Origin of the sequence: Corynebacterium sp. UMB9976 (assembly GCF_030212265.1) — a bacterium.
Lineage (GTDB): Bacteria > Actinomycetota > Actinomycetes > Mycobacteriales > Mycobacteriaceae > Corynebacterium.
In genome coordinates this window covers 61,328-82,457 of sequence record NZ_JASODY010000010.1, presented here as the reverse complement: position 1 = coordinate 82,457, position 21,130 = coordinate 61,328, and the positions used below count along the sequence as shown (strand labels likewise).

The 21,130-nt window shown below is 64.4% G+C and carries 20 protein-coding genes; 16 read left to right on the top strand and 4 right to left on the bottom strand.

Translation table 11 applies throughout. The features are described from left to right. The 4 genes from mobA to QP140_RS06320 form a co-directional block, all read right to left on the bottom strand. The coding region (gene mobA / locus QP140_RS06335; RefSeq protein WP_442875013.1) for a molybdenum cofactor guanylyltransferase at positions 1 to 698 on the bottom strand (698 nt) is incomplete at its 3' end. Between the two features lie 18 nt (positions 699 to 716). Continuing rightward, positions 717 to 2,015, bottom strand: a complete 1,299-nt coding sequence (locus tag QP140_RS06330) for a molybdopterin molybdotransferase MoeA (RefSeq protein ID WP_284758703.1) — start codon at positions 2,013 to 2,015, stop codon at positions 717 to 719. A 1-nt stretch (position 2,016) separates the two neighbouring features. Continuing rightward, a complete protein-coding gene (gene moaA, locus QP140_RS06325) occupies positions 2,017 to 3,060 on the bottom strand; it encodes a GTP 3',8-cyclase MoaA (protein ID WP_284758702.1) in 1,044 nt (347 codons plus the stop codon). A gap of 44 nt (positions 3,061 to 3,104) precedes the next feature. Then, positions 3,105 to 4,874 (bottom strand): long-chain fatty-acid--CoA ligase, encoded by a 1,770-nt coding sequence (locus QP140_RS06320; RefSeq protein WP_284758701.1) that lies wholly within the window; start codon positions 4,872 to 4,874, stop codon positions 3,105 to 3,107. Positions 4,875 to 5,413: 539 nt separating this feature from the next. On the opposite strand from QP140_RS06320, the gene rho reads away from it, so the two are divergent. From rho to nucS, 16 genes are all read left to right on the top strand, one after another. Then, a complete protein-coding gene (gene rho, locus QP140_RS06315) occupies positions 5,414 to 7,138 on the top strand; it encodes a transcription termination factor Rho (protein WP_284758700.1) in 1,725 nt (574 codons plus the stop codon). Positions 7,139 to 7,200: 62 nt separating this feature from the next. After that, positions 7,201 to 8,316: a peptide chain release factor 1 gene (gene prfA / locus QP140_RS06310; RefSeq protein WP_070760888.1), complete on the top strand. Its 1,116-nt coding sequence runs from the start codon at positions 7,201 to 7,203 to the stop codon at positions 8,314 to 8,316. Continuing rightward, the gene (locus QP140_RS06305) at positions 8,317 to 9,327 is read left to right on the top strand and encodes a N5-glutamine methyltransferase family protein (RefSeq protein ID WP_284758699.1); all 1,011 of its coding nucleotides are present in this window, start codon (positions 8,317 to 8,319) and stop codon (positions 9,325 to 9,327) included. Between the two features lie 89 nt (positions 9,328 to 9,416). Then, the gene (locus QP140_RS06300) at positions 9,417 to 10,076 is read left to right on the top strand and encodes an L-threonylcarbamoyladenylate synthase (RefSeq protein ID WP_148812465.1); all 660 of its coding nucleotides are present in this window, start codon (positions 9,417 to 9,419) and stop codon (positions 10,074 to 10,076) included. Positions 10,077 to 10,091: 15 nt separating this feature from the next. Then, entirely contained in the window at positions 10,092 to 11,273 is a 1,182-nt protein-coding gene (locus QP140_RS06295; protein WP_284758698.1) for an MraY family glycosyltransferase, read from the top strand. Next, on the top strand, positions 11,266 to 11,778 hold the full coding sequence (locus tag QP140_RS06290) for a hypothetical protein (RefSeq protein WP_284758697.1): 513 nt from the start codon (positions 11,266 to 11,268) through the stop codon (positions 11,776 to 11,778). Before QP140_RS06295 ends, QP140_RS06290 begins: the two co-directional genes overlap by 8 nt. Before the next feature lie 347 nt (positions 11,779 to 12,125). Then, the gene (gene atpB, locus QP140_RS06285) at positions 12,126 to 12,926 is read left to right on the top strand and encodes a F0F1 ATP synthase subunit A (RefSeq protein ID WP_012359961.1); all 801 of its coding nucleotides are present in this window, start codon (positions 12,126 to 12,128) and stop codon (positions 12,924 to 12,926) included. A 100-nt stretch (positions 12,927 to 13,026) separates the two neighbouring features. After that, positions 13,027 to 13,269 carry an ATP synthase F0 subunit C gene (locus QP140_RS06280; RefSeq protein WP_012359962.1) on the top strand — a complete coding sequence of 81 codons (243 nt, stop codon included), beginning with the start codon at positions 13,027 to 13,029 and terminating at the stop codon, positions 13,267 to 13,269. A 148-nt stretch (positions 13,270 to 13,417) separates the two neighbouring features. After that, positions 13,418 to 13,978, top strand: a complete 561-nt coding sequence (locus QP140_RS06275) for a F0F1 ATP synthase subunit B (RefSeq protein WP_012359963.1) — start codon at positions 13,418 to 13,420, stop codon at positions 13,976 to 13,978. Positions 13,979 to 13,983: 5 nt separating this feature from the next. Then, positions 13,984 to 14,802, top strand: a complete 819-nt coding sequence (locus QP140_RS06270; protein WP_284758696.1) for a F0F1 ATP synthase subunit delta — start codon at positions 13,984 to 13,986, stop codon at positions 14,800 to 14,802. A 57-nt stretch (positions 14,803 to 14,859) separates the two neighbouring features. Further along, positions 14,860 to 16,497 carry a F0F1 ATP synthase subunit alpha gene (atpA, locus tag QP140_RS06265; protein ID WP_070759289.1) on the top strand — a complete coding sequence of 546 codons (1,638 nt, stop codon included), beginning with the start codon at positions 14,860 to 14,862 and terminating at the stop codon, positions 16,495 to 16,497. 64 nt (positions 16,498 to 16,561) lie between these two features. Next, positions 16,562 to 17,539 carry a F0F1 ATP synthase subunit gamma gene (locus QP140_RS06260; protein WP_284758695.1) on the top strand — a complete coding sequence of 326 codons (978 nt, stop codon included), beginning with the start codon at positions 16,562 to 16,564 and terminating at the stop codon, positions 17,537 to 17,539. Between the two features lie 2 nt (positions 17,540 to 17,541). Further along, the gene (gene atpD, locus QP140_RS06255; RefSeq protein ID WP_012359967.1) at positions 17,542 to 18,990 is read left to right on the top strand and encodes a F0F1 ATP synthase subunit beta; all 1,449 of its coding nucleotides are present in this window, start codon (positions 17,542 to 17,544) and stop codon (positions 18,988 to 18,990) included. A gap of 11 nt (positions 18,991 to 19,001) precedes the next feature. Next, on the top strand, positions 19,002 to 19,376 hold the full coding sequence (locus tag QP140_RS06250; protein WP_070759292.1) for a F0F1 ATP synthase subunit epsilon: 375 nt from the start codon (positions 19,002 to 19,004) through the stop codon (positions 19,374 to 19,376). 252 nt (positions 19,377 to 19,628) lie between these two features. Then, complete coding sequence (locus QP140_RS06245; RefSeq protein WP_141759456.1) at positions 19,629 to 20,060, top strand: DUF2550 domain-containing protein; 432 nt, start codon at positions 19,629 to 19,631, stop codon at positions 20,058 to 20,060. Positions 20,061 to 20,354: 294 nt separating this feature from the next. Further along, positions 20,355 to 21,095, top strand: coding sequence for an endonuclease NucS (gene nucS, locus QP140_RS06240; protein ID WP_284758694.1), 741 nt, complete (start codon positions 20,355 to 20,357; stop codon positions 21,093 to 21,095). The last annotated feature ends 35 nt before the right edge of the window (positions 21,096 to 21,130 follow it).

Here is a 21,130-nt window from a genome sequence, read left to right as displayed (position 1 = left end):
CTCGCGGTCACGTATCGCGCGGGAGTGGTGCTTGCGGCGATTCTGGTCTGGTTACGCATATAAGAGACACGCCCTAGCTCCGCGAGTTGCGCCGGGGTATCGAAGTCCCGCTCCGCGCCCGTTCCCGGTACCCGAACGACCTGGCCAGCGGCCCGCAGCAGGGCACCGGCAGGTACGTCGCGTTCCCCGGTTTGCGCTATCGCGGTGAGCAGGCTGGCCCGGCGCCAGAGCGCGCACAGCGGCTCGTCGAAGCCCGCGGCGTTGACCACCACCGCGCAGTCCGCCCCGCCGATGCCCTCAGCGAGCCGGGGCAGGAGCAGGGCGGATCCAGGGGCGTCGACGGCTAACACCGCCACCCATTCGGTATCCAGCTCCCGTAGCCCCGCCGCAATACCCGCCACCGGTCCGCCGAAGGGAGGGCTTTCGCTGACCGTCGGCACCCCCAGGTTCTGAGGTGCCACAGCCACCCGCGGACAATTGGGTGGCAGGGAATCCCACAGCCGGTCGATGAGCCTGCGCCCGTCTACTTTGACCTGGGCCTTATCGGCGCCCATGCGGGTGGACTTCCCGCCCGCCAGCACGACGATGCCGAGGTTGGCGAAGACGCATTCCGGGGATGGTGCCGGCGCGCCGGGGGACGGTGCCGGTGCGCTGGGGCTCACGGTCGTGGGCTCGCTGTTGCTTCTAGGGCGCGACATGTTCGAACCTGCTCAGACTCATCGCCCGGTTGTTCCGCGGCCGAGCAGGTGGACGAGCAGCGGATCCCCCTCGGCCGGGGCTGCAGCCCTCGCCGCGCCGCGTTCTGCCGCACCACCCGCGGCGGCCTCGCTTGAGGGCTCAATGATCGTGAAGCCATCGATGCCGGTCAGCGCGGTGACGTCGCTGGAATTATGCGAGCCCGTAGAAAACGGCACCGCGACCGGGGCGTCGTCGCCGTCGGATAGTCGGACAGGAACCACCAGCGAGCGGCCCTTGCGCGGGGCGGCGAAGCCGGGGCCGGCCACCGCCTGGAGCGGCCGAAACGCCCGGGCCTCCCGGTTGCCCGTGCCCAGCACCGCGAGCAGCGGGGCCACGTAGAGCAGGAAGGACACGTAGGCTGCCACAGGATTCCCCGGCAGGCAGACCAGCGTGGCCTCACCCCAGGGGGCCACTCCCTGCGGGGTGCCGGGGCGCTGCGCGACCGGGCCGAACCACGATCCCTCGCGCGGGCCCACCACCTCCCGCACCACGTCGAAGGCCCCGGCGCTGATGCCGCCGGTGGTCACGATGACATCGCACGCACTCGCCTCGTCCAGCAGCTCAGCCAAACCCCGCCCACGGTCCCCGCTGTGGAACCGCCGCACCTCGGCAGCACCGTGCTCCACGGCCAGGGCGGCGATCATCGGCAGGTTGGAATCCGGCAGCTGGGAGGCACCCGGGACATCCGGCCAGGGCACCAGCTCGTCTCCGGTGGAGATCATCGCCACCGTGGGCCGGGCGTACACGTCCACCGCCTGCACCCCCGCCGAGGTCAGCGCGGCGAGCGTGCCCGCATCCACCCGCGTACCCGCGTCAGCCACCACCGCCCCGGCGGGGTGCTTGCCCCCAGCAGGGCGGATATGGCTGCGGTGCAGATCCACCGTGCGCACCGTGATCTGCTCGGGCAGCTCTAATGGCCCGGCGGGGACGTCCGTCTGTTCCACCGGGACGACGAGGATGTCGGCTCCCGGTGGCACCGGGGCGCCCGTCATGACCCGGACCACGTGACCGGGCGGGCACTCGATGCGCGGGGCGCCGGCGGGAATATCGCCGGCCACCGGCAACACCCAGGGGCCTGTGCCAGCCACGTCCGCCGCGTGCAGCGCGAAGCCATCCATCGCGGAGTTATCGAAGATCGGATTCGCCAGGATGGCGTGAACCTCGCCCGCCAGCACGTGCCCATAGGCCTGGTCGAGCGGTACACCGGAAAGCACGTTTGGTTGAGCCAGCGCGAGCACCCGCTCGCGGTGCTGCGCGATGGACACGAGATCCGCCACACTAGCCGCCGATCTTGCTCATGGTGCGCTCCGGCTGGAGGAAGCCGGGGTCGTCGATGCCATGGCCCGGCTTCTTGCGTGCCATCGCGCCCGCCCACGCATCGGCGAGCTCCTCGTCGCGTGCACCCTGCCGCATCATATCCCGCAGGGAGACCTCGTCGGCTGCCTTGGAGAACAGGCAGGAGCGAATCGCCCCGTCGGTGGTCAGTCGGGTGCGGTCGCACGCCCCGCAGAAGGGGTGGGTCACACTCGCGATGATGCCCACCTGCCCGGAATACTCGCCGTCGGTGACATCCCACAGCTCGGCGGGCGCGGAGCCGCGGGGCTCGGTGGCGGGAGTGAGCGTGAATTCGGTTGCCAGCCGCTGAAGCAGTGCATCGGCCGTCACCATGCCCTCCCGGGTCCACTGGCCGCGCGGCCCCAGGGGCATCTGCTCGATGAAGCGCAGCTGCAGGCCCCTGCGCAGGCAGAAGCGCACCAAATCCGCGGCCGAGTCCTCGTTTTCGCCGGGCAGGACGACCGAGTTGATTTTCACGGGATTTAGCCCGGCCGCCAGTGCAGCGTCGATGCCGCGAAGCACGTCCTCGTGCCGATCCCGCCGGCTGAGCGCCGCGAAGGTCTGCGGATCCGTGGTGTCCAGCGAGATATTGATGCGGTTCAGGCCGGCCGCCGCAAGCCCGGCTGCCCGCTTGTCCAGGCCGAGCGCATTCGTCGTGATGGCGATGCCCGGCACCTGGCCCTCGTCGGTGCGCAGCTGGGCGGTGGCCGCCACCAGTTCCTCCAGGGACTTGCGCAGCAGTGGCTCGCCGCCCGTGAAACGCACCGCCCGGATGCCCAGCGTCTCCACGCCGATGCGCACCAGCCGGATGACCTCCGCATCGCTCAGCGAGTGCTCCGTGGGCAGCCACTCCAGGCCATCAGCCGGCATGCAGTAGGTGCAGCGCAGGTTGCAGCGATCAGTGAGGCTGACCCGCAGATCCCGGGCCACGCGACCGAAGGAGTCGACCAGCTGGCGGGGGCGGGGAGCAGAGGAATTTTGAGTCATCGTGGGGATCATTCTAGTGGGGCTGTCAACGCCCGTAGCAGCCACTAGTCCTCGCCGAACTCAGCTTCTTCGTTGGGATCCGGCAGGGTCATGATCTCCAGCTCGCCACGGCGCATCAGCCGGCGCAGCTCCTTCTTGTCGAACTTCTCCACGCTCGTGCGCTCGATGTTCTCCACGAAGCAGAAGTTCTCCGGGGCCATCCACGCGGGAACCTGCGGCAGCATGGAGTTGCGGATATCCGTCGCGGTTTCCTCAGTCGGCTCGTAGCCCGCGGCCAGGACGACGACGGCCAGGGGTCGCTGGCCCCACTTATCGTCCGGGATGCCGATGACCGCCGCCTCGTTCACCCCGGGGTGGGCCAGCAGGTAGTTCTCCAGGGAGGCGGAGTAGATCCACTCGCCACCCGAGCGGATCACGTCGTTCTTCCGGTCGTGGATGACGAGGAAACCGTCCTGGGTCACGGTGGCGATATCGCCGGTGCGCAGCCAGCCGTCGACCGTGAAGCGGCTGGAGCCATCGTCCACCGCCTCGCCCCGGAAGACGCTGGCCGCACCGTCACCGGTCTGGCTGGGGGACTCGTAGTAGCTGGCGGCGACAGTATTCCCGCGAACCTGCAGCTCGCCGGCATTGCGGTCGTGGGATTCCAGGGCGCGACCCGCGTCGTTGACGATGCGGTATTCCAGTCCCACGGGGAAGCGCCCCTGGGAGTAGCGGTAGGCGGCACGCGCCTGGCCGGCAACACCGGCGGGCGGGTGCGCGACCGTGCCGATCGGCGAGGTTTCCGTCATTCCCCAGCAGTGGATCATGTCCACGCCGTAGCGGGCCTCCCAGGCGTCGATGAGGGCCGGGGGAACCTGGGAGCCGCCGGAGTAGATCGTCTGGAGGCTCATGCGCCTCGGCGGAGTCTTCTCGTAGTGGACGATCAGGCTCATCCACACCGCCGAGGCTCCGTGCGCCTGGCGGGGCATGGCGTCCTCGATGACGTGCGCGAGGTGCTCGGGATCCGTGGTGTGCCCGGTCATCACCATCGGCGCGCCGGACATGAACGCGGCCAGCGGAACGCCCCAGCTCAAGACGTGGTAGATCGGCACTCCCAGGAGGAAGGGGGTGTCGTTCTGGATGCCGAAGCTATCGGCCGTGCGCAGCCCCAGGGAGTGCAGCCACAGGGAGCGGTGCGAGTACACCACGCCCTTCGGCGCCCCCGCCGTGCCGGTGGAGTAGCACAGCGCCGCCGGCGCGGTTTCCGGCAGATCCGGCCAGTCATAGATCGCAGGCCGTTCATCCAGCAGCGGCTCGTAGTCGGCCACGTGGATCCGGCGCTCGGGGTCAGCCTCGGCGAAGGTGAGGGTGATCCGGTCCTGGATTCGGGTGATATCCGCGGGGCTGGCTCCGACGAGGATCATGCCCTCCACGGTGGGGCAGTGGGGGAGCATCTCGACTAGGCGGTCGGCGTCCACCGCGTCACAGACGATGACGCGGTCCTCGGCGTGATTGATCGTGTGGATGACCTGGTCGTCGGCGAGCTGCCGGTTCAGCGGCTGGAAGACTGCACCCATCGACGGGGCCGCTAGCAGCACCTCGAGGTGCTCGGTGCGGTTGACCATCAGGGTTGCCACCCGGTCGCCGATGCGGATGCCGAAATCCTCGGCAAGCGCGTGCGCGAGTGCAGCCACGCGCGCCCCGATCTCCTTGAAGGTCGTGACCTCAGGCTCGGTTCCCAGGTACGTGGTCACCGTGCTGTTGCGGTGCGCGTTGGTGCCGTAGGTCAAGATTTGCGATACGGAAAAGGGGCGTTCCTGCATCGTAGATTCCATGCCGTCCACCTTAGCCCGCGGTTGCGGTTGCTTATTCTTTATGACGCCACCATCTCAACAAACCGGAGCCTCGGCCGATGATGATGCACCCTGGCCATCAGGGAACGAGACTCAAGGCCGGGGTTTAAAAGTGTGTGAGCTATCGCCGGGTGTTACACTTGCAGCTGCTTCGAGGGCGCCGTGCGAACAGCCGGGGCCCAGGAGGATTCCAGGGTGTGGGGCGTTCAATCGCCAGCGCCGCTTCGTGGGCCGGGTTGTTATTGGCCCCGCGGCAGCCGCACCGCCACCGCGATTCCCCGGCCGGCCCCAGGCAGTGGGCGTCTGCCAGATGTGCGGGATCGTGGGAGGGCAATTTCTTTTAATACTCAAGAATAATTCCGGGTTGTTGCCTGCTTGGCGCATCTGTTGAGTGGCCGCCACCTGGGCCGGCGTGTGTCGTCGGCCAAAATCAATGAAAATTCTGCGCAGCGCGTGAGATGCACTGGCCAATAGTCCTGGCTGGTGTCGACCAAGGATGCTGCGCGACGGAAAGGACTTTCGTGAGCTTGTCCGACATCATCGAGCGGGGTCAGGCCAATGGGCTGGCCTCCCTCAAGCTGGCCGAGCTGCGGCAAGTTGCAGCGGCCCAGGGGCTCAAGGGAACGTCGAAACTGCGCAAAGGAGACCTCGTGGCAGCCATCGAGAACGCTGGCAAGGGTGGCGGCGCTGTAGCCAGCGACCGGCCCGAACAGAAGGCCGAGAAGAAGGCTGAGCAGCGCAGCGAGCGCAGCGAGCACAGAGAAGGCAAGCAGGCCGAGCGTCGCGAGGATCAGCAGGACGGGCGCCCATCCTCCAAGGAACCAGAGAACAACTCCGGCCAGCAGGAGGAACAGAACTCGGGCAGCAACGAGCGGGAGGATCGTCGCAACAACCGTCACAACGATGGCGGCGATAACCACCAGGGGCGCCGGCGTCGTCACCGCCGGAACCGCCGCAACCGCCGTGGGGGAGACCGGGGCCACGACCGCAACAACGGGCACCGGAACAACGGTGGCCACGGCGATGGCGGAAACCACGAGGATGGTGGCGAGAACCGCAAGGACCAACAGGACCACAAGCCGGAGCCACAGGAGGCCCCGGTCGCGGGCATCCTCGACTTCGCGGACGCCAACACCGCCTTCATCCGCACCACTGGCTACCACGCGGGGCCGACGGACGTGTACGTCCCGATCAACACGGTGCGCAAGTACGGCATGCGCCACGGCGACGCCATCGTCGGCACCATCCGTCCGAACGCAAAGCAGGGCGGTGGCCGAGGCCGCAACCGCCAGAAGTTCACCCCGCTGCACTCCGTAGAGACAGTCAACGGCCTGTCCCCAGAGCAGGCAGCGCAGCGCCCGGACTTCTCCAAGCTGACCCCGCTGTACCCGAATCAGCGCCTGCGCCTGGAGACCACCCCGAAGGTGCTGACCACCCGCGTGATCGACCTGATCATGCCGATCGGTAAGGGGCAGCGCGCGCTCATCGTCTCCCCGCCGAAGGCCGGTAAGACCACGATCCTGCAGGACATCGCCAACGCGATCTCCACCAATAACCCGGAGTGCTACCTCATGGTCGTCCTCGTCGACGAGCGGCCGGAGGAGGTCACGGACATGCAGCGCAGCGTTAACGGCGAGGTCATCGCTTCGACGTTCGACCGCCCGCCGAAGGAGCACACCGCCGTCGCGGAGCTCGCGGTGGAGCGCGCGAAGCGCCTGGTCGAGCAGGGTAAGGACGTCGTTCTCCTGCTCGACTCCATCACCCGACTGGGCCGTGCGTACAACAACTCCTCGCCGGCCTCCGGGCGCATCCTGTCCGGTGGTGTGGACTCCAACGCCCTGTACCCGCCGAAGCGCTTCCTGGGGGCTGCGCGCAACATCGAGCACGGCGGCAGCCTGACCATCATCGCCACCGCGATGGTGGAGACCGGCTCCGCTGGCGACACGGTGATCTTCGAGGAGTTCAAGGGCACCGGTAACGCCGAGCTGAAGCTGGACCGCAAGATCGCCGAGCGCCGCGTGTTCCCGGCCGTGGACGTCAACCCATCCGGCACCCGCAAGGACGAACTTCTGCTCGGCCCGGACGAGGCACGTGTCATGCATAAGCTGCGTCGCATCCTCTCCGCCCTGGATCCGCAGGCCGCGATCGACCTGCTCATCAAGCAGCTGCGGAAGAACAAGACGAACCGCGACTTCATGATCCAGATCGCCAGCTCCGCCCCGCTCGCGGATGAAGAGGATGACTAGTCCGCACGCCAACCGGCTAGCATTGACCAGTGGACCAGGACTATTAGGAAGAGACTAAAAGCATGTCCAAGGCAGGCAAAGACTCGAGCAAGGATTCCGCGCTCGACCACACCCCGTCGGTGATGGATGACATCCTCTCGGAGTACCAGGGGCTGGAGGCCCAGCTGGCGGACCCGGAGCTGCACAATGACCCGAAGGCGGCGCGCCGGGTCGGCAAGCGCTTCCAGGAGCTCCAGCCGGTGATCCAGACCTACGAGCGGCTGAACACCGCGCGGGAGGATCACGAGGCTGCGGCCGAGATGGCCAGCGAGGATGCGGAGTTCGCTGAGGAGGCCACCCGCCTGGAGGCGGAGATCGAGGAGCTGCAGGAAAAGCTCACCGACCTGCTCGCCCCGCGGGACCCCAAGAACGGCGACGACATCATCATGGAGATCAAGTCCGGCGCCGGTGGCGAGGAGGCGGCCCTCTTCGCTGGCGAGCTGGCGCGCATGTACCAGCGCTACGCGGAGCGTCACGGCTTCGCCACGGAGATCCTGGGCCTCAACGAGACCGACCTGGGCGGGGTCAAGGACATGACCATGTCCATCCGCTCCAAGCAGCCCTCCCGCGACGGCGCATGGGCCGACTTCAAATTCGAGGGCGGCGTCCACCGCGTGCAGCGCGTGCCCGTGACCGAGTCCCAGGGCCGCATCCAGACCTCCGCCGCCGGTGTGCTGGTCTACCCGGAGCCGGACGAGGTCGAGGACGTCCAGATCGACGAGAAGGACATCCGCGTGGACGTCTACCGTTCCTCCGGTAAGGGCGGCCAGGGCGTGAACACCACCGACTCCGCGGTCCGCATCACCCACCTGCCGACCGGCGTGGTCGTGACCTGCCAGAAAGAACGCTCCCAGATCCAGAACCGCGCCCGCGCGATGCAGGTGCTGGCAGCTCGCCTGCAGCAGATGAAGGAAGAAGAGGCCGAGGCGGAGGCAGCGGAGGGCCGCGCGGCACAGATCCGCACCATGGATCGCTCCGAGCGCATCCGCACCTATAACTTCCCAGAGTCCCGCGTCTCCGATCACCGCATCGGTTACAAGGCCAATAACCTGGATTCCGTGTTGGACGGGGACCTGGAGTCCCTCTTCGCGGCGCTGAAGGAAGCCGAGCGCATCGAGCGCCTCGAGGCCGAGGCCTAAATGGCCACCGTCAGCGAGGCGGTGCGCACCGCTGCGCGGCAGTTTTCCGACGCCGGACTGGCGTCTCCGCTCAACGACGCTCGCTGGCTCATGGCTTACGCCCTGGCCGGGGAAGGCAACGCGGATTCGCCGCGCACCCCGGCCGGACTGACCGAGGTCTTCTCAGCCGGTGGCGACCCGAAGCCAGCGATTTTTGCCGAGTGGGTGGCCCGCAGGACGCGTCGCGAGCCCCTGCAGCACATCGTGGGGGCCGCGCCCTTCTTCGGCTACGACCTCTACAGCGATTCCCGCGGCTTCATCCCGCGGCCTGAAACCGAGCTGCTCACCGAGTACGCATTGGGGAAGATCCGTGGCTGGCTTGAGCGCGCCGCCGCCGAGCCAAACCTGCGTCCCGCAGACGGAGTCGTGCGCGTCGTGGACCTGTGCGCCGGTCCCGGCACCATCGGCCTGGCGCTGGCCGCGCAGCTCGCCGAGTTCCTCCGCGGGCAGGCTACGTCCAGCCCCGCCGATTACCGCTGGCTCCGCACAATTGAGGTGACCGGCATCGAGCTGGATCCGGCGGCCGTGGAACTGGGACAGGAGAATCTCACATACTTCCGCCGGGCGGGTCTGCTCGGCGAGCAGCTGGACGTCCGCCTCGTGGAAGGCGACGTCCGCGACCTCGAACTTCTCGACGCCCTGGGTCTTGCCGGTCGCGCCCAGCTCGTCGTCGCGAACCCGCCCTACGTCCCCAGCGGCAGCCGAACGGACGTCGAGACCGGGGCCGACCCTGCGATTGCCGTCTTCTCCGGCGACGACGGCCTCGAACTCATGCCCCACGTTGCCGCCGCGATCGTGCGCGCCGCCGCCCCCGGGGCGCCAGTCGCCGTCGAACACGACGACGCCACCGGGGATCAGACCCGGGAGATCCTCATTGCCGCGGGACTGAGCGACGTCGAGAAGAAACAAGATTTTGCTGGCCGCGACCGCTTCGTCGTCGGGCGAGCGACTGTGCCACAGGCAAGCCAATAACAGCCACCGCGCGGGCGGCACCGGGCGGGGCACTACACTCAAGAAGAAGAAAACAGCGCACAATTCCCACGTAAGGGAGAAGGAAGCACATGGCCCAGCGAGTAGACGCGACAAACCCCGGAGACCGGGAAGGCGCCATAGTCACAGCGGAGAACGCAGTAAAGGGCGGTCGGTTGATCGTCATGCCGACAGACACGCTCTATGGCATCGGCTGCGATGCCTTCGATAACGCCGCCGTCGAGGCGCTGCTGCAGGCCAAGCACCGCGGCCCGGACATGCCGGTGCCCGTGCTGATCGGTTCTTGGGACACCGTCGAGGGGCTGGTCGCAGAGTTCAGCGCGCACCTGCGCCGGCTGGTCGAGGCATTTTGGCCCGGTGGGCTTTCCCTGGTCGTGCCACAGGCTCCGAGCCTGCCGTGGAACCTGGGGGACACCCGCGGTACCGTGATGCTGCGGATGCCGAACCACCCGATCGCCATCGACCTGCTGCAGCGCACGGGGCCGATGGCGGTCTCCAGCGCGAACGTCTCCGGCCAGCCGCCGGCGACCACCGTGGCCATGGCTGAGGAGCAGCTCGGGGACTCCGTGGCGGTGTACTTGGACGGTGGGGAGGCGACCATCGGGGAGCCCTCCACGATCGTTGACCTGGCTGGCCACCGCCCACGCATCCTGCGCGAGGGCGCGATCAGCGCCGAGCAGATCGGCGAGGTGCTTCAGATGCCAGCCAGCGAGCTGCGCTCGAAGTCCTAAAGGTGGGCTAACAGGATGCTTGTGGCTCAGGGACTCACGCCGGTGGCCGGTGCCGGCGTGCCGCTGCGTGAGCTGGCGCTCGTGCTGCTGGTCGGCTGTACCGTGACCTTCCTGACCACTGGCGGTGTGCGCTACCTCATGGTCCGCTACGGCACCATGGCCATGCCACGGGAGCGCGACGTGCACACGGTTCCCACACCTCGCTTGGGTGGGATAGGGATGTTTACCGGCGTGGTCTTCGCGATCGTCGCCGCAGCACAGCTTCCTGCCTTGAATCGTGGTTTCCCGCCGGTCACACCGGATATGACGGCGGTGCTGGCCTCGACCTTCGTGATCGTCATCGTCGGTATCCTCGACGACCTGCGCGACATCGCCTGGTGGGTCAAACTCGGCGGACAGGTCGTGGGGGCGACGCTGATGAGCCTGCTGGGACTGAGTTGGTATCTGATCTACTGGCCAGGCGGGGCGGGAACCACCCTCATTCTTGACCAAGTCCAGTCCACGATCTTGACCGTTCTTCTCACCGTCACGATCATCAACGCGATGAACTTCGTCGACGGTTTGGATGGGCTGGCCGCCGGGCTGGGGCTGATTGCGGCAGGCACCGTGCTGATTTACTCGCTGACGATCCTGCACGACCAGGGTGGGGCGGTGTCCGCGTACCCGCCGGCGATCATCTCTGCCGTGCTCGCTGGGGTGTGCATGGGCTTTCTGCCGCATAATTTCTCACCCGCGCGGATTTTCATGGGAGACTCCGGGTCCATGCTCATCGGCACGCTGCTCTCGGCCGCCTGCGTGTCGGCCTCCGGACGCATTAACCTTTCGCTCTACGGTGTGGCGGACATGTTCGCGCTGCTGTCTCCCGTGATCGTGGTGCTGGCTGCGCTGTTCATCCCGCTGTTGGATCTCGTGCTCGCTGTGGTGCGACGCGTGGCGGCTGGCAAGAGCCCGTTCGCGCCGGATAAGAAGCACCTGCATCACCGCCTGTTGCGGCTGGGGCACACCCAAAAGCAGGTCGTCCTGGTGCTTTATACCTGGGTCGGGGTGGCGGCGTTCAGCGCGGTGGGTTCCACGGTCTTGCCAACGAACTTGACCGCGATCCTGGTCGGGGTGCTGCTGCTCGTGGCCGTGGTGAGCACGGCGATCCCGTTGTGGAAATCTGGGGAAGCGGAAGATAGAGTAATCCGACGTGAGTGAAGATTTTGCAGGTCACAATGACCGCCAGCCAGACCAGCCCGGGGTGTCCGACGCTCAAGCTGTGCAGTCCCCGCTGCCTCCCGTTGAGGACGACCCGGACGTCGGTGATTCCCGCCGTCCGCTGATCCGTGCCGCCCGGGGAGGTCTCATCGCGTTGGCTGCGGTGACGGTGTTCTCGCTGGCCCTGTGGGGCGCGACCCGTGACCTTCCGGGGATCTATGGCGCACTCATCGGCGCGGCTATCGGTGGTGGCTTCCTGCTGATGACGATCGGCGTGGTGCTGGTGACTGCCAACTCCTCCCCGCAGGTCACCCTGGGGGCGGTGCTGGGGTCCTGGCTCCTCAAGGCGGCGCTGCTGCTGGTTGTGTTGATCGTGATTAAAGACAAAACCTTCTATGACAACACTGCACTCGGGGTGACGATCATTCTGGTGCTCGTGGCGATGCTCGGCTCGGAGATTATGGCAATTACACGCACGAAGCTGATGTATATCCCCGAGAAATAGGCAGCGAATCCAGCCGTCGGCACGCGGCGCAAGGGGGCTGTTCGGAACGGTAATCCGGCGCAACGGGAATAAGCGAAACTCCACAGGTGAATGTGATCACAACCTGTGGGGTTTCGCTTATGGTTTCTTGGGGGTTTCCTGGTAGAGTCGTAGCGGGCCAACTGGGCTGCTGGGCGTTTTGCCACAAAGGCAGCGTAATTCGGCACCGACCCACCCTCATGGACGTGCGACGGAGTCCTGGGGGAGAGGTAATACCAAGAAATAGACCTCCATCGCACCGCCTAACTTTTCTAAAAGTTCACGCGGCCCAATCACGGGAGAGAACGCTGAGTGTAACAACCTTGGCAATGAAGGGTGAGTTTCATCCCCCTTCATTGGAGCACGAATTCTTCCCGGGGCAGGTGGATCCAAATCAGCTGTGGCTGACCGGTTTCGCGGGCGATATCTTCGCCCTCGACCGTCTCATGCTCGTGCGTATCCTGATGATCGCCATCGTGGTGATCTTCTTCCTGATCGCTATGCGCAAGCCGAAGCTGGTTCCCCGCGGTATCCAGAACGTTGGCGAAATCGCTCTGGACTTCGTGCGGATCCACATCGCGGAGGAAATTCTAGGCAAGAAGGAAGGTCGCCGGTTCCTGCCGGTGATTGCGGCAATCTTCTTCACTGTCGTGGCTGCGAACCTGCCGACCCTCATCCCGTTCCTGAACATCTCCCCAAGCGCCCGTGTCGGCCTCCCGCTGGTACTGGCGCTTGTGGCATATGTGGTGTTTATCTACGCGGGTGTGAAGCGTTACGGGTTCGGTAAGTACATGAAGTCCTCGCTGGTCATTCCTGGCCTGCCGACCTTCATCCACTTCATTGTTGTACCGATCGAATTCTTCTCGACCTTCATCCTCCGTCCGGTAACCCTGACCATTCGTCTTATGGCCAACATGCTGGCCGGTCACATCATCCTCGTCATGCTTTTCAGCGCCACGAACTTCTTCTTCTGGCAGCTGAACGGCTGGTCGTTGGTGGCTGGCGGCACGATGGTCTTCGCGATCGCATTCTCGCTCTTCGAGCTCATGATCGTCTTCCTGCAGGCGTACATCTTCGCCCTGCTGACGGCTGTGTACATCGAGCTGAGCTTGCACGCGGACGCACACTAACCCCGGTTAGTAACTCTGAAATCTGAACAACTGAACCGATCGCCACAAACCACCCGCAACAAGCGGGAAGATCGGTCACCAGAAAGGTAATGGAAACCAAATGAACGACATCCTCTTCCTGGCTCAGGACACTGTCACCAAGTTCGAGGGCTTCGGCACCATCGGCTACGGCCTCGCAGCAATCGGTTCTGCAATCGGTGTGGGTAACGTCGCAGGCAAGACCGCTGAGGCTATGGCACGTCAGCCGGAGATGGCTGGCCAGCTGCGCACCACCATGTTCCTGGGTATCGCGTTCGCTGAGGCCCTGGCCCTGATTGGTTTCGTCGCCGGCTTCCTGTTCTAAGACAGTCCGCTCAAGAAGCGGTCGGGGATTGCTCGGGCTCTCAAGGCTCCTCCCTGCGAGGAGCCAGCGAACCGGCACCGATCGTGAGAAAAAGTTTTAAAAACTTAGGACTTTCAAGAACAACGCACTAAAGCGAAAGCTGGAGACTATGACGAACACCTTTTTCTTGGCAGCTGAGACGCTGCCGTTGGAAGAGCCGATTAACCCGCTCATTCCACCGCTTTATGACATCGTCTGGTCCATTATCCCGTTTGCCGTCATCCTGTTTGTCTTCGCGAAGGTCGTCCTTCCGAAGTTCCAGGAAGTGCTGACTCAGCGTGAGGACAAAATCGAGGGTGGCATTCAGCGTGCCGAGGCCGCTAAGGCCGAGGCTCAGGAAGCCCTCGAGAAGTACAACAAGCAGCTCGCAGAGGCACGCACCGAAGCGGCTCAGATCCGTGATGATGCTCGCTCCCAGGGGCAGAAGATCATCGCTGACATGAAGACGCAGGCAACCGAGGAGTCCAACCGCATCGTTGAGGCTGGTAACAAGCAGCTGGAGGCCAACCGCGCTTCCGTCGTTGCTGACCTCCGCAAGGAGATGGGGGAGAACTCCATCAACCTGGCTGAGCGCCTGCTGGGCGAGCAGCTGAACGATGACGTCAAGCGTTCGGGCACCATCGACAACTTCCTCGCCGGGCTGGACAACGTCGGCACTGCTGGGAAGTGATCGGTATGCACGCAGCGAGCCGCGAGGCATTTGAGCGACTCATCAAGACCTTGGACCAGGGTCTGAAGGAGTCTGATAACGCAGTAGGCAACGGAGCAACGACCGGCACCGAGCTTTTCGATGTCGTCGACGTCCTGGATCAGGAGCGCAGCCTGCGCGTCGCAATGGTCGACGCCGCTGCAAACCCGGAACAGCGTGTCGAACTCGTCAAGACCCTGCTGTCCGGCAAGGTCACGGCCTCTACTGAAGAGATCGTGTCCGCTGCGGTATCCCAAAACTGGTCAAACTCGCAGGACTTCCGGACCGGCCTGGAGCGTCTCGGCCGCCGAGCACTGCTTCGTTCGGCTGAGGCCCAGGGCCAGCTCGAGCGCGTCGAGGAAGAGCTGTTCTCCCTCGCCCGCATCCTCGAGCGCGAGTCCGAGCTCGAGCTTCTGCTCTCCGATCGAGCAGCAGCTGTGGACGACCGCCGTGATCTTCTCGCGAAGGTCATCTACGGCAAGGTCTCCTCGGTGACTGAAGCTCTGGCCCTGCAGGCAGTCGGTCGCGCCCGCAAGGCGCCGGTCGAGCTGTTGGATGACCTGTGCCAGGAGGCAGCTTCCCTCAACGGCTACGAGGTCGCGCGCGTTACCAGCGCCGGCCCGCTGTCCGAGGAGCAGAAGGCAAGCCTCTCCGAGAAGTTGCACAAGATTTATGGTCGCAAGATTGCGGTTCACACTGAGGTTGACTCCAGCCTCCTCGGCGGTGCCGTAGTCCGGGTCGGCGACGAAGTGATCGACGGAAGCACAGCTGGCAAGCTGGAGCGCATGCGTCGTTCCCTCGCATAACGACCGACCAAGCGAGAACACGAATTGCTGGAACACGAAACCGAGAGCAGGAAAAACATGGCGGAGCTGACGATCTCCTCCGATGAGATCCGTAGCGCGATTGCGAACTACACCTCGAGCTACTCCCCGGAGGCCTCCCGCGAGGAGGTCGGCGTGGTCACGACGGCAGCCGACGGCATTGCCAACGTGAGCGGCATGCCATCGGTGATGGCTAACGAGCTGCTCGAGTTCCCAGGCGGCGTCATTGGCGTCGCACAGAACCTGGACACCGACTCTGTCGGCGTCGTGGTCCTGGGTAACTACGAGACCCTTAAAGAGGGCGACGAGGTAAAGCGGACCGGAGAAGTCCTTTCCATTCCGGTCGGGGAGAACTTCCTCGGCCGCGTTATCAACCCACTGGGTGAGCCGATCGACGGCCTTGGCGACATCACCGACACGGAGGAGCGCGCACTTGAGCTGCAGGCTCCATCCGTCCTGATGCGTCAGCCAGTGAACGAGCCGATGCAGACCGGCATCAAGGCTATCGACGCAATGACGCCGATTGGCCGCGGTCAGCGCCAGCTGATCATTGGTGACCGTAAGACGGGTAAGACCTCCGTCTGCATCGACACCATCCTCAACCAGCGTGACAACTGGGAGTCCGGCGACCCATCGAAGCAGGTGCGCTGCATCTACGTTGCGATTGGTCAGAAGGGTTCGACCATCGCGTCGATCCGCCAGACCCTGGAAGAGCACGGCGCGCTGGATTACACCACCATCGTTGCCGCACCGGCATCCGACTCCGCAGGCTTCAAGTGGCTCGCACCGTTCGCCGGTGCAGCCCTCGGCCAGCACTGGATGTACCAGGGCAAGCACGTCCTCGTCATTTACGATGACCTGACCAAGCAGGCTGAGGCCTACCGCGCGATCTCCCTGCTGCTGCGCCGCCCGCCGGGCCGCGAGGCATACCCAGGTGACGTGTTCTACCTGCACTCCCGTCTTCTCGAGCGTGCTGCAAAGCTGAACGACGAGCTGGGTGGCGGTTCCCTGACCGCACTGCCGATCATCGAGACGAAGGCAAACGACGTGTCTGCCTTCATTCCGACCAACGTTATTTCCATTACCGACGGTCAGGTCTTCCTTGAGTCTGACCTGTTCAACCAGGGTGTCCGCCCGGCAATTAACGTTGGTGTGTCCGTCTCTCGTGTCGGTGGTGACGCACAGACCAAGGGCATGAAGAAGGTGTCCGGTAACCTGCGTCTGGACCTGGCCGCATACCGCGACCTGGAGGCATTCTCTGCCTTCGCATCCGACCTGGATGACGCTTCCAAGGCTCAGCTGGAGCGCGGTGAGCGCCTCGTCGAGCTGCTGAAGCAGACCGAGCACGCGCCGCAGTCCGTCGAGCACCAGATGATCTCCATCTGGCTGGCCGGCGAGGGCGAGTTCGACGACGTCCCAGTTGAGGATGTCCGTCGCTTCGAGGCTGAGCTGATCGAGCACCTGCGCTCCAACGCATCTGGCGTCTTCGACCAGATCGCTGGCGGCACCCCGTTCACCGAGGAGTCCCAGGCGCAGCTGAAGCAGTCCACCAGCGAGTTCAAGCGTGGTTTCCAGACCACCGACGGCACCCCGATCATCCGGGAGCCGGAGGCTCGCGCCATGGAGCAGGACGAAGTTAAGCAGTCCGAGATCACCGTTACCCGCAAGACCGTTTAAGGCCGCGGAAAGGGATCGACAAAGCACCATGACTAACTACGGACAAGAAGGGAGGCGGTAGCGCATGGCTAATCTTCGCGAACTCAGGTCACGTATCAAGTCCGTGAACTCGACCAAGAAGATCACCAAGGCCCAGGAGCTTATCGCCACCTCGAGGATCACGAAGGCGCAGGCTCGCGTCGACGCTTCGCAGCCTTACGCTCACGAGATCACCAAGGTGATCGAGCGTCTGGCGTCCGCCAGCTCCCTGGATCACAAGATGATCCGGGAGCCGAAGGACCCGAAGCGCGCAGCCATCCTCGTGGTTTCGAGTGACCGTGGCATGTGCGGTGGCTACAACAACAACGTCTTCAAGACCACTGCGGAGCTCCGCAAGCTGCTTGAGGACGAGGGCAAGGAAGTTGTTCTCTACATCCTTGGAAACAAGGGCGTGACCTACTACAACTTCCGCAACGAAGACATCAGTGGAGCGTGGACCGGGCACTCTCAGGACCCGGTTTACGCCGAAACCGAGAACCTGCGTAACCACCTGATCGGCGGCTTCCTCGCCGGTTCGGAGGGCACTGTCGACGTCGTCGACGGCGTTAACGCCGAGGGCGACCAGGTGCCGGGCTTCGACGAGGTCCACATGGTTTACACCGAGTTCCACTCGATGCTTTCCCAGGTGCCAAAGGCACACCGCCTACTGCCAATCAAGACTGTCGTCGAAGAGGAGAAGATGGAGCTGGGTTCCGACATGGTGTCGGACTCCGCAGACCAGGTCTCCGCTGAGGTGGATTTCGAACCGGACGCAGACACGCTTCTCGCGAACCTGCTTCCGCAGTACGTATCCCGCGGCATCTTCGCCGCGCTGCTCGAAGCAGCAGCCTCCGAGTCGGCCGCGCGTCGTACCGCTATGAGTGCGGCGACGGACAACGCGAGCGAGCTGGTGGAGAACCTGTCTCGTATCGCAAACCAGGCTCGCCAGGCGCAGATTACCCAGGAAATCACAGAGATCGTCGGTGGCGCGTCTGCGCTCGGCGATAGCGGAGAGAGTGACTAATAATGACTACAGCAATTCAGGAGCAGCAGAACTCTGCTGCACCGACTGCTGCCGGCCGCGTCGTTCGAGTGATCGGCCCGGTTGTCGACGTGGAGTTCCCGCGTGGGCAGCAGCCAGCACTATTCAACGCACTGCACGTCGAGGTTGACCTCGAGGCAGTTGCGAAGACCATTACCCTGGAGGTCGCACAGCACCTGGGTGACAACCTGGTGCGCACCGTCTCCATGGCCCCGACCGACGGCCTGGTCCGCGGTGCAGAGGTCAAGGACACCGGTAAGCCGATCTCCGTGCCAGTCGGCGACGTCGTCAAGGGCCACGTCTTCAACGCCCTGGGCGACTGCCTGGACGAGCCAGGTCTCGGCCGCGACGGCGAGCAGTGGGGCATCCACCGCGAGCCACCGGCATTCGACGAGCTCGAGGGTAAGACCGAGATCCTGGAGACCGGCGTTAAGGTCATCGACCTGCTGACCCCTTACGTCAAGGGTGGCAAGATTGGCCTCTTCGGTGGTGCAGGTGTGGGTAAGACCGTCCTGATTCAGGAGATGATTACCCGTATCGCCCGCGAGTTCTCCGGTACCTCCGTGTTCGCCGGCGTCGGCGAGCGTACCCGTGAGGGTACGGACCTCTTCCTCGAGATGGAGGAGATGGGCGTGCTCCAGGACACCGCCCTGGTGTTCGGCCAGATGGATGAGCCGCCGGGAGTCCGTATGCGCGTGGCTCTGTCCGGTCTGACCATGGCGGAGTACTTCCGCGATGTTCAGGGCCAGGACGTGCTGCTGTTCATCGACAACATCTTCCGTTTCACCCAGGCAGGTTCTGAGGTCTCCACGCTGCTCGGCCGCATGCCGTCCGCAGTGGGTTACCAGCCGACCCTGGCTGACGAGATGGGTGTTCTGCAGGAGCGCATTACCTCCACTAAGGGTAAGTCCATTACCTCCCTGCAGGCTGTCTACGTGCCGGCCGATGACTACACCGACCCGGCACCGGCGACGACCTTCGCCCACCTCGATGCAACCACTGAGCTGGACCGTGCGATCGCTTCCAAGGGTATTTACCCGGCAGTGAACCCGCTGACCTCCACCTCTCGTATCCTCGAGCCGGGCATCGTCGGCGAGAAGCACTACGAGGTTGCACAGCGCGTGATCAACATCCTGCAGAAGAACAAGGAGCTCCAGGACATCATCGCCATCCTTGGTATGGACGAGCTGTCTGAGGAGGACAAGATCACCGTCCAGCGTGCTCGTCGTATCGAGCGCTTCCTGGGCCAGAACTTCTTCGTCGCAGAGAAGTTCACGGGCATCCCGGGCTCCTTCGTTCCACTGGAGGAGACCATCGACGCCTTCGAGCGCATCTGTGATGGTGAGTTCGACGCTTACCCAGAGCAGGCCTTCAACGGCCTGGGTGGTCTGGATGACGTCGAGGCCGCCTACAAGAAGCTCACGGACAAGTAAGAGGAGCACACATGGCTGAGATTGCCGCTGAATTGGTGGCTGTGGAGAAGGCGTTGTGGTCTGGCACCGCAACGGCCGTCATCGCGGAGACCACCGAGGGCGAGATCGGCGTGCTTCCAGGTCACGAGCCACTGCTCGGCCAGCTGGTCGAGAATGGCGTCGTGATCATCCGGACCACTGAGGGTGAGAAGCTGGTGGCCGCGGTACAGGGCGGGTTCCTGTCCGTGTCCACCCAGAAGATCACCGTTCTCGCTGATAGCGCTGTGTGGGCCGATGAGGTCGACCAGGCTGATGCTGAGGCTCGGGTGCGTGAGGCGTCCTCCGAGGAGGAGAAGTCTCGCGCAGAGTCCGAGTTGCGCGCTGTGAAGCGTTCCAAGGAGAAGTAGACCGAGGTTTTCGGACTACCGGCCAAAGGCCACGTCGCGTGGGGTGACCCGCGCGGGGTGGCCTTTGTGCTTTTCGCCCTAAGGATGCGGTTTTCTCCCGCTGAGTGCGGAAGGCAGCCCACCGGTGGGAGGGAATTGTTAATATCCAGGCATGGGGCTAAATTTTGTTTAAGGTATTGCAGCCTTGAAACACTCCTGGTTTTCCTGCCCGCCGGGTTGGCGGGATGATGCGACGGCGAAGAGGCGGAAACGTTGACCACGATTCTTGTGCTTTTGGGAATTGTTCTTCTTCTGCTGCTCGTTGGCGTCATCCTGTGGCGCTTCTTCTACCTGCGGAGCGAAGGCTACCCCGTGCTGCTGCGTGCGCTTCCCGCCGAGGAGGCAAGGCACTGGCGACACGGGGTTTTGGTTTATTCGAGGACCTCGGCTCGGCTGTACAAGTTGCGCAGCCTGCGGCCCGGGTCGGATCTGGTGTTGACCCGGTTGGGGACCACCGTGGTGTCCCGCCGGGACATTGTGGATAAGGAGCGCCCCTTCATCGAGGGCTACTGCCACGTGATGAAGATTTCCCACCGTGGCGAGGAGTACGAGATCGCCATCGACGAGCAGGGGGATAACGCCTTCGTCTCCTGGCTGGAGTCCGCGCCTTCAGAGCGCTGGGTGCGCACGACGCGATTCTCTTGAGTCTTCTTATCGTTTTCTACCCCGACCGGGGCTACCCGGGCGGGGTTTTTGCGTTGGCCAAAGAAAACCAAGCTGACCAGCTGCCCACCGCGCCGTCCGGAGAGAAGGGGTAAGACGAATAGCGAGGAGGTCCAGGTGGGTATCGACGTCACCGCCGATAAGACCATCCGCCAGACACTGAGCTCGGGGCATCGACCGGCTCTGCGATCGCCGCCTGTACCTCCACCACGGAGTGCTGACCACGACGCCCTATGAATAGCCCGTTGCTGCCAGGCGTGGGGTAGCGTTGGAAAAATGCGTCTCATCATCGCCACGTGTGCCGTCGACTACGTCGGTCGACTGGAAGCTCATCTGCCGCGCGCCGATCGCCTGATCATGGTGAAGTCGGACGGTGCGGTCTCCATCCATGCTGATGACCGGGCCTATAAGCCCCTGAACTGGATGACCCCACCCTGCACGACGACGGAATACCGCCGCGCGGAGGTACTCGCCGAGGCCACAGACGGCAAGGACCCCTTCCTCACACTTCCTGAGCTGGAGGACGAAGACGTCGAGGCCCTGTGGGTCGTCGAGAATCCGAAGGGCGAGCAGCTGCGCATCCAGCTCTTCGCGGTGCACTCCGACCAGAACTTTGACCTCGGCGAAGACCCGGGGCTGCAGAAGGACGGCGTAGAGGCCCACCTCCAGGAGCTGCTGGCCGAGCAGATCGAGATCCTGGGGGAGGGCTACTCGCTGGTGCGCCGCGAATACCCGACCCCCATCGGGCCGGTGGACATCCTCACCAAGGACGCGACGGGGGCGACCGTTGCGGTGGAGATCAAGCGCCGCGGGAACATCGACGGAGTCGAGCAGCTGACCCGTTACGTCGAGCTGCTCAACCGTGACGAGCTGCTTGCCCCGGTGACTGGTGTCTTCGCCGCCCAGGAGATCAAGCCTCAGGCCCGCACCCTGGCCGAAGACCGGGGAATTCGCTGCGTGACCTTGGACTATGCGGCGATGCGTGGCACCGATGATTCGGAGTTTCGGCTGTTCTAGGCCCCGGTGCTCATGGGGTCGAAGCGTCCCAGTCG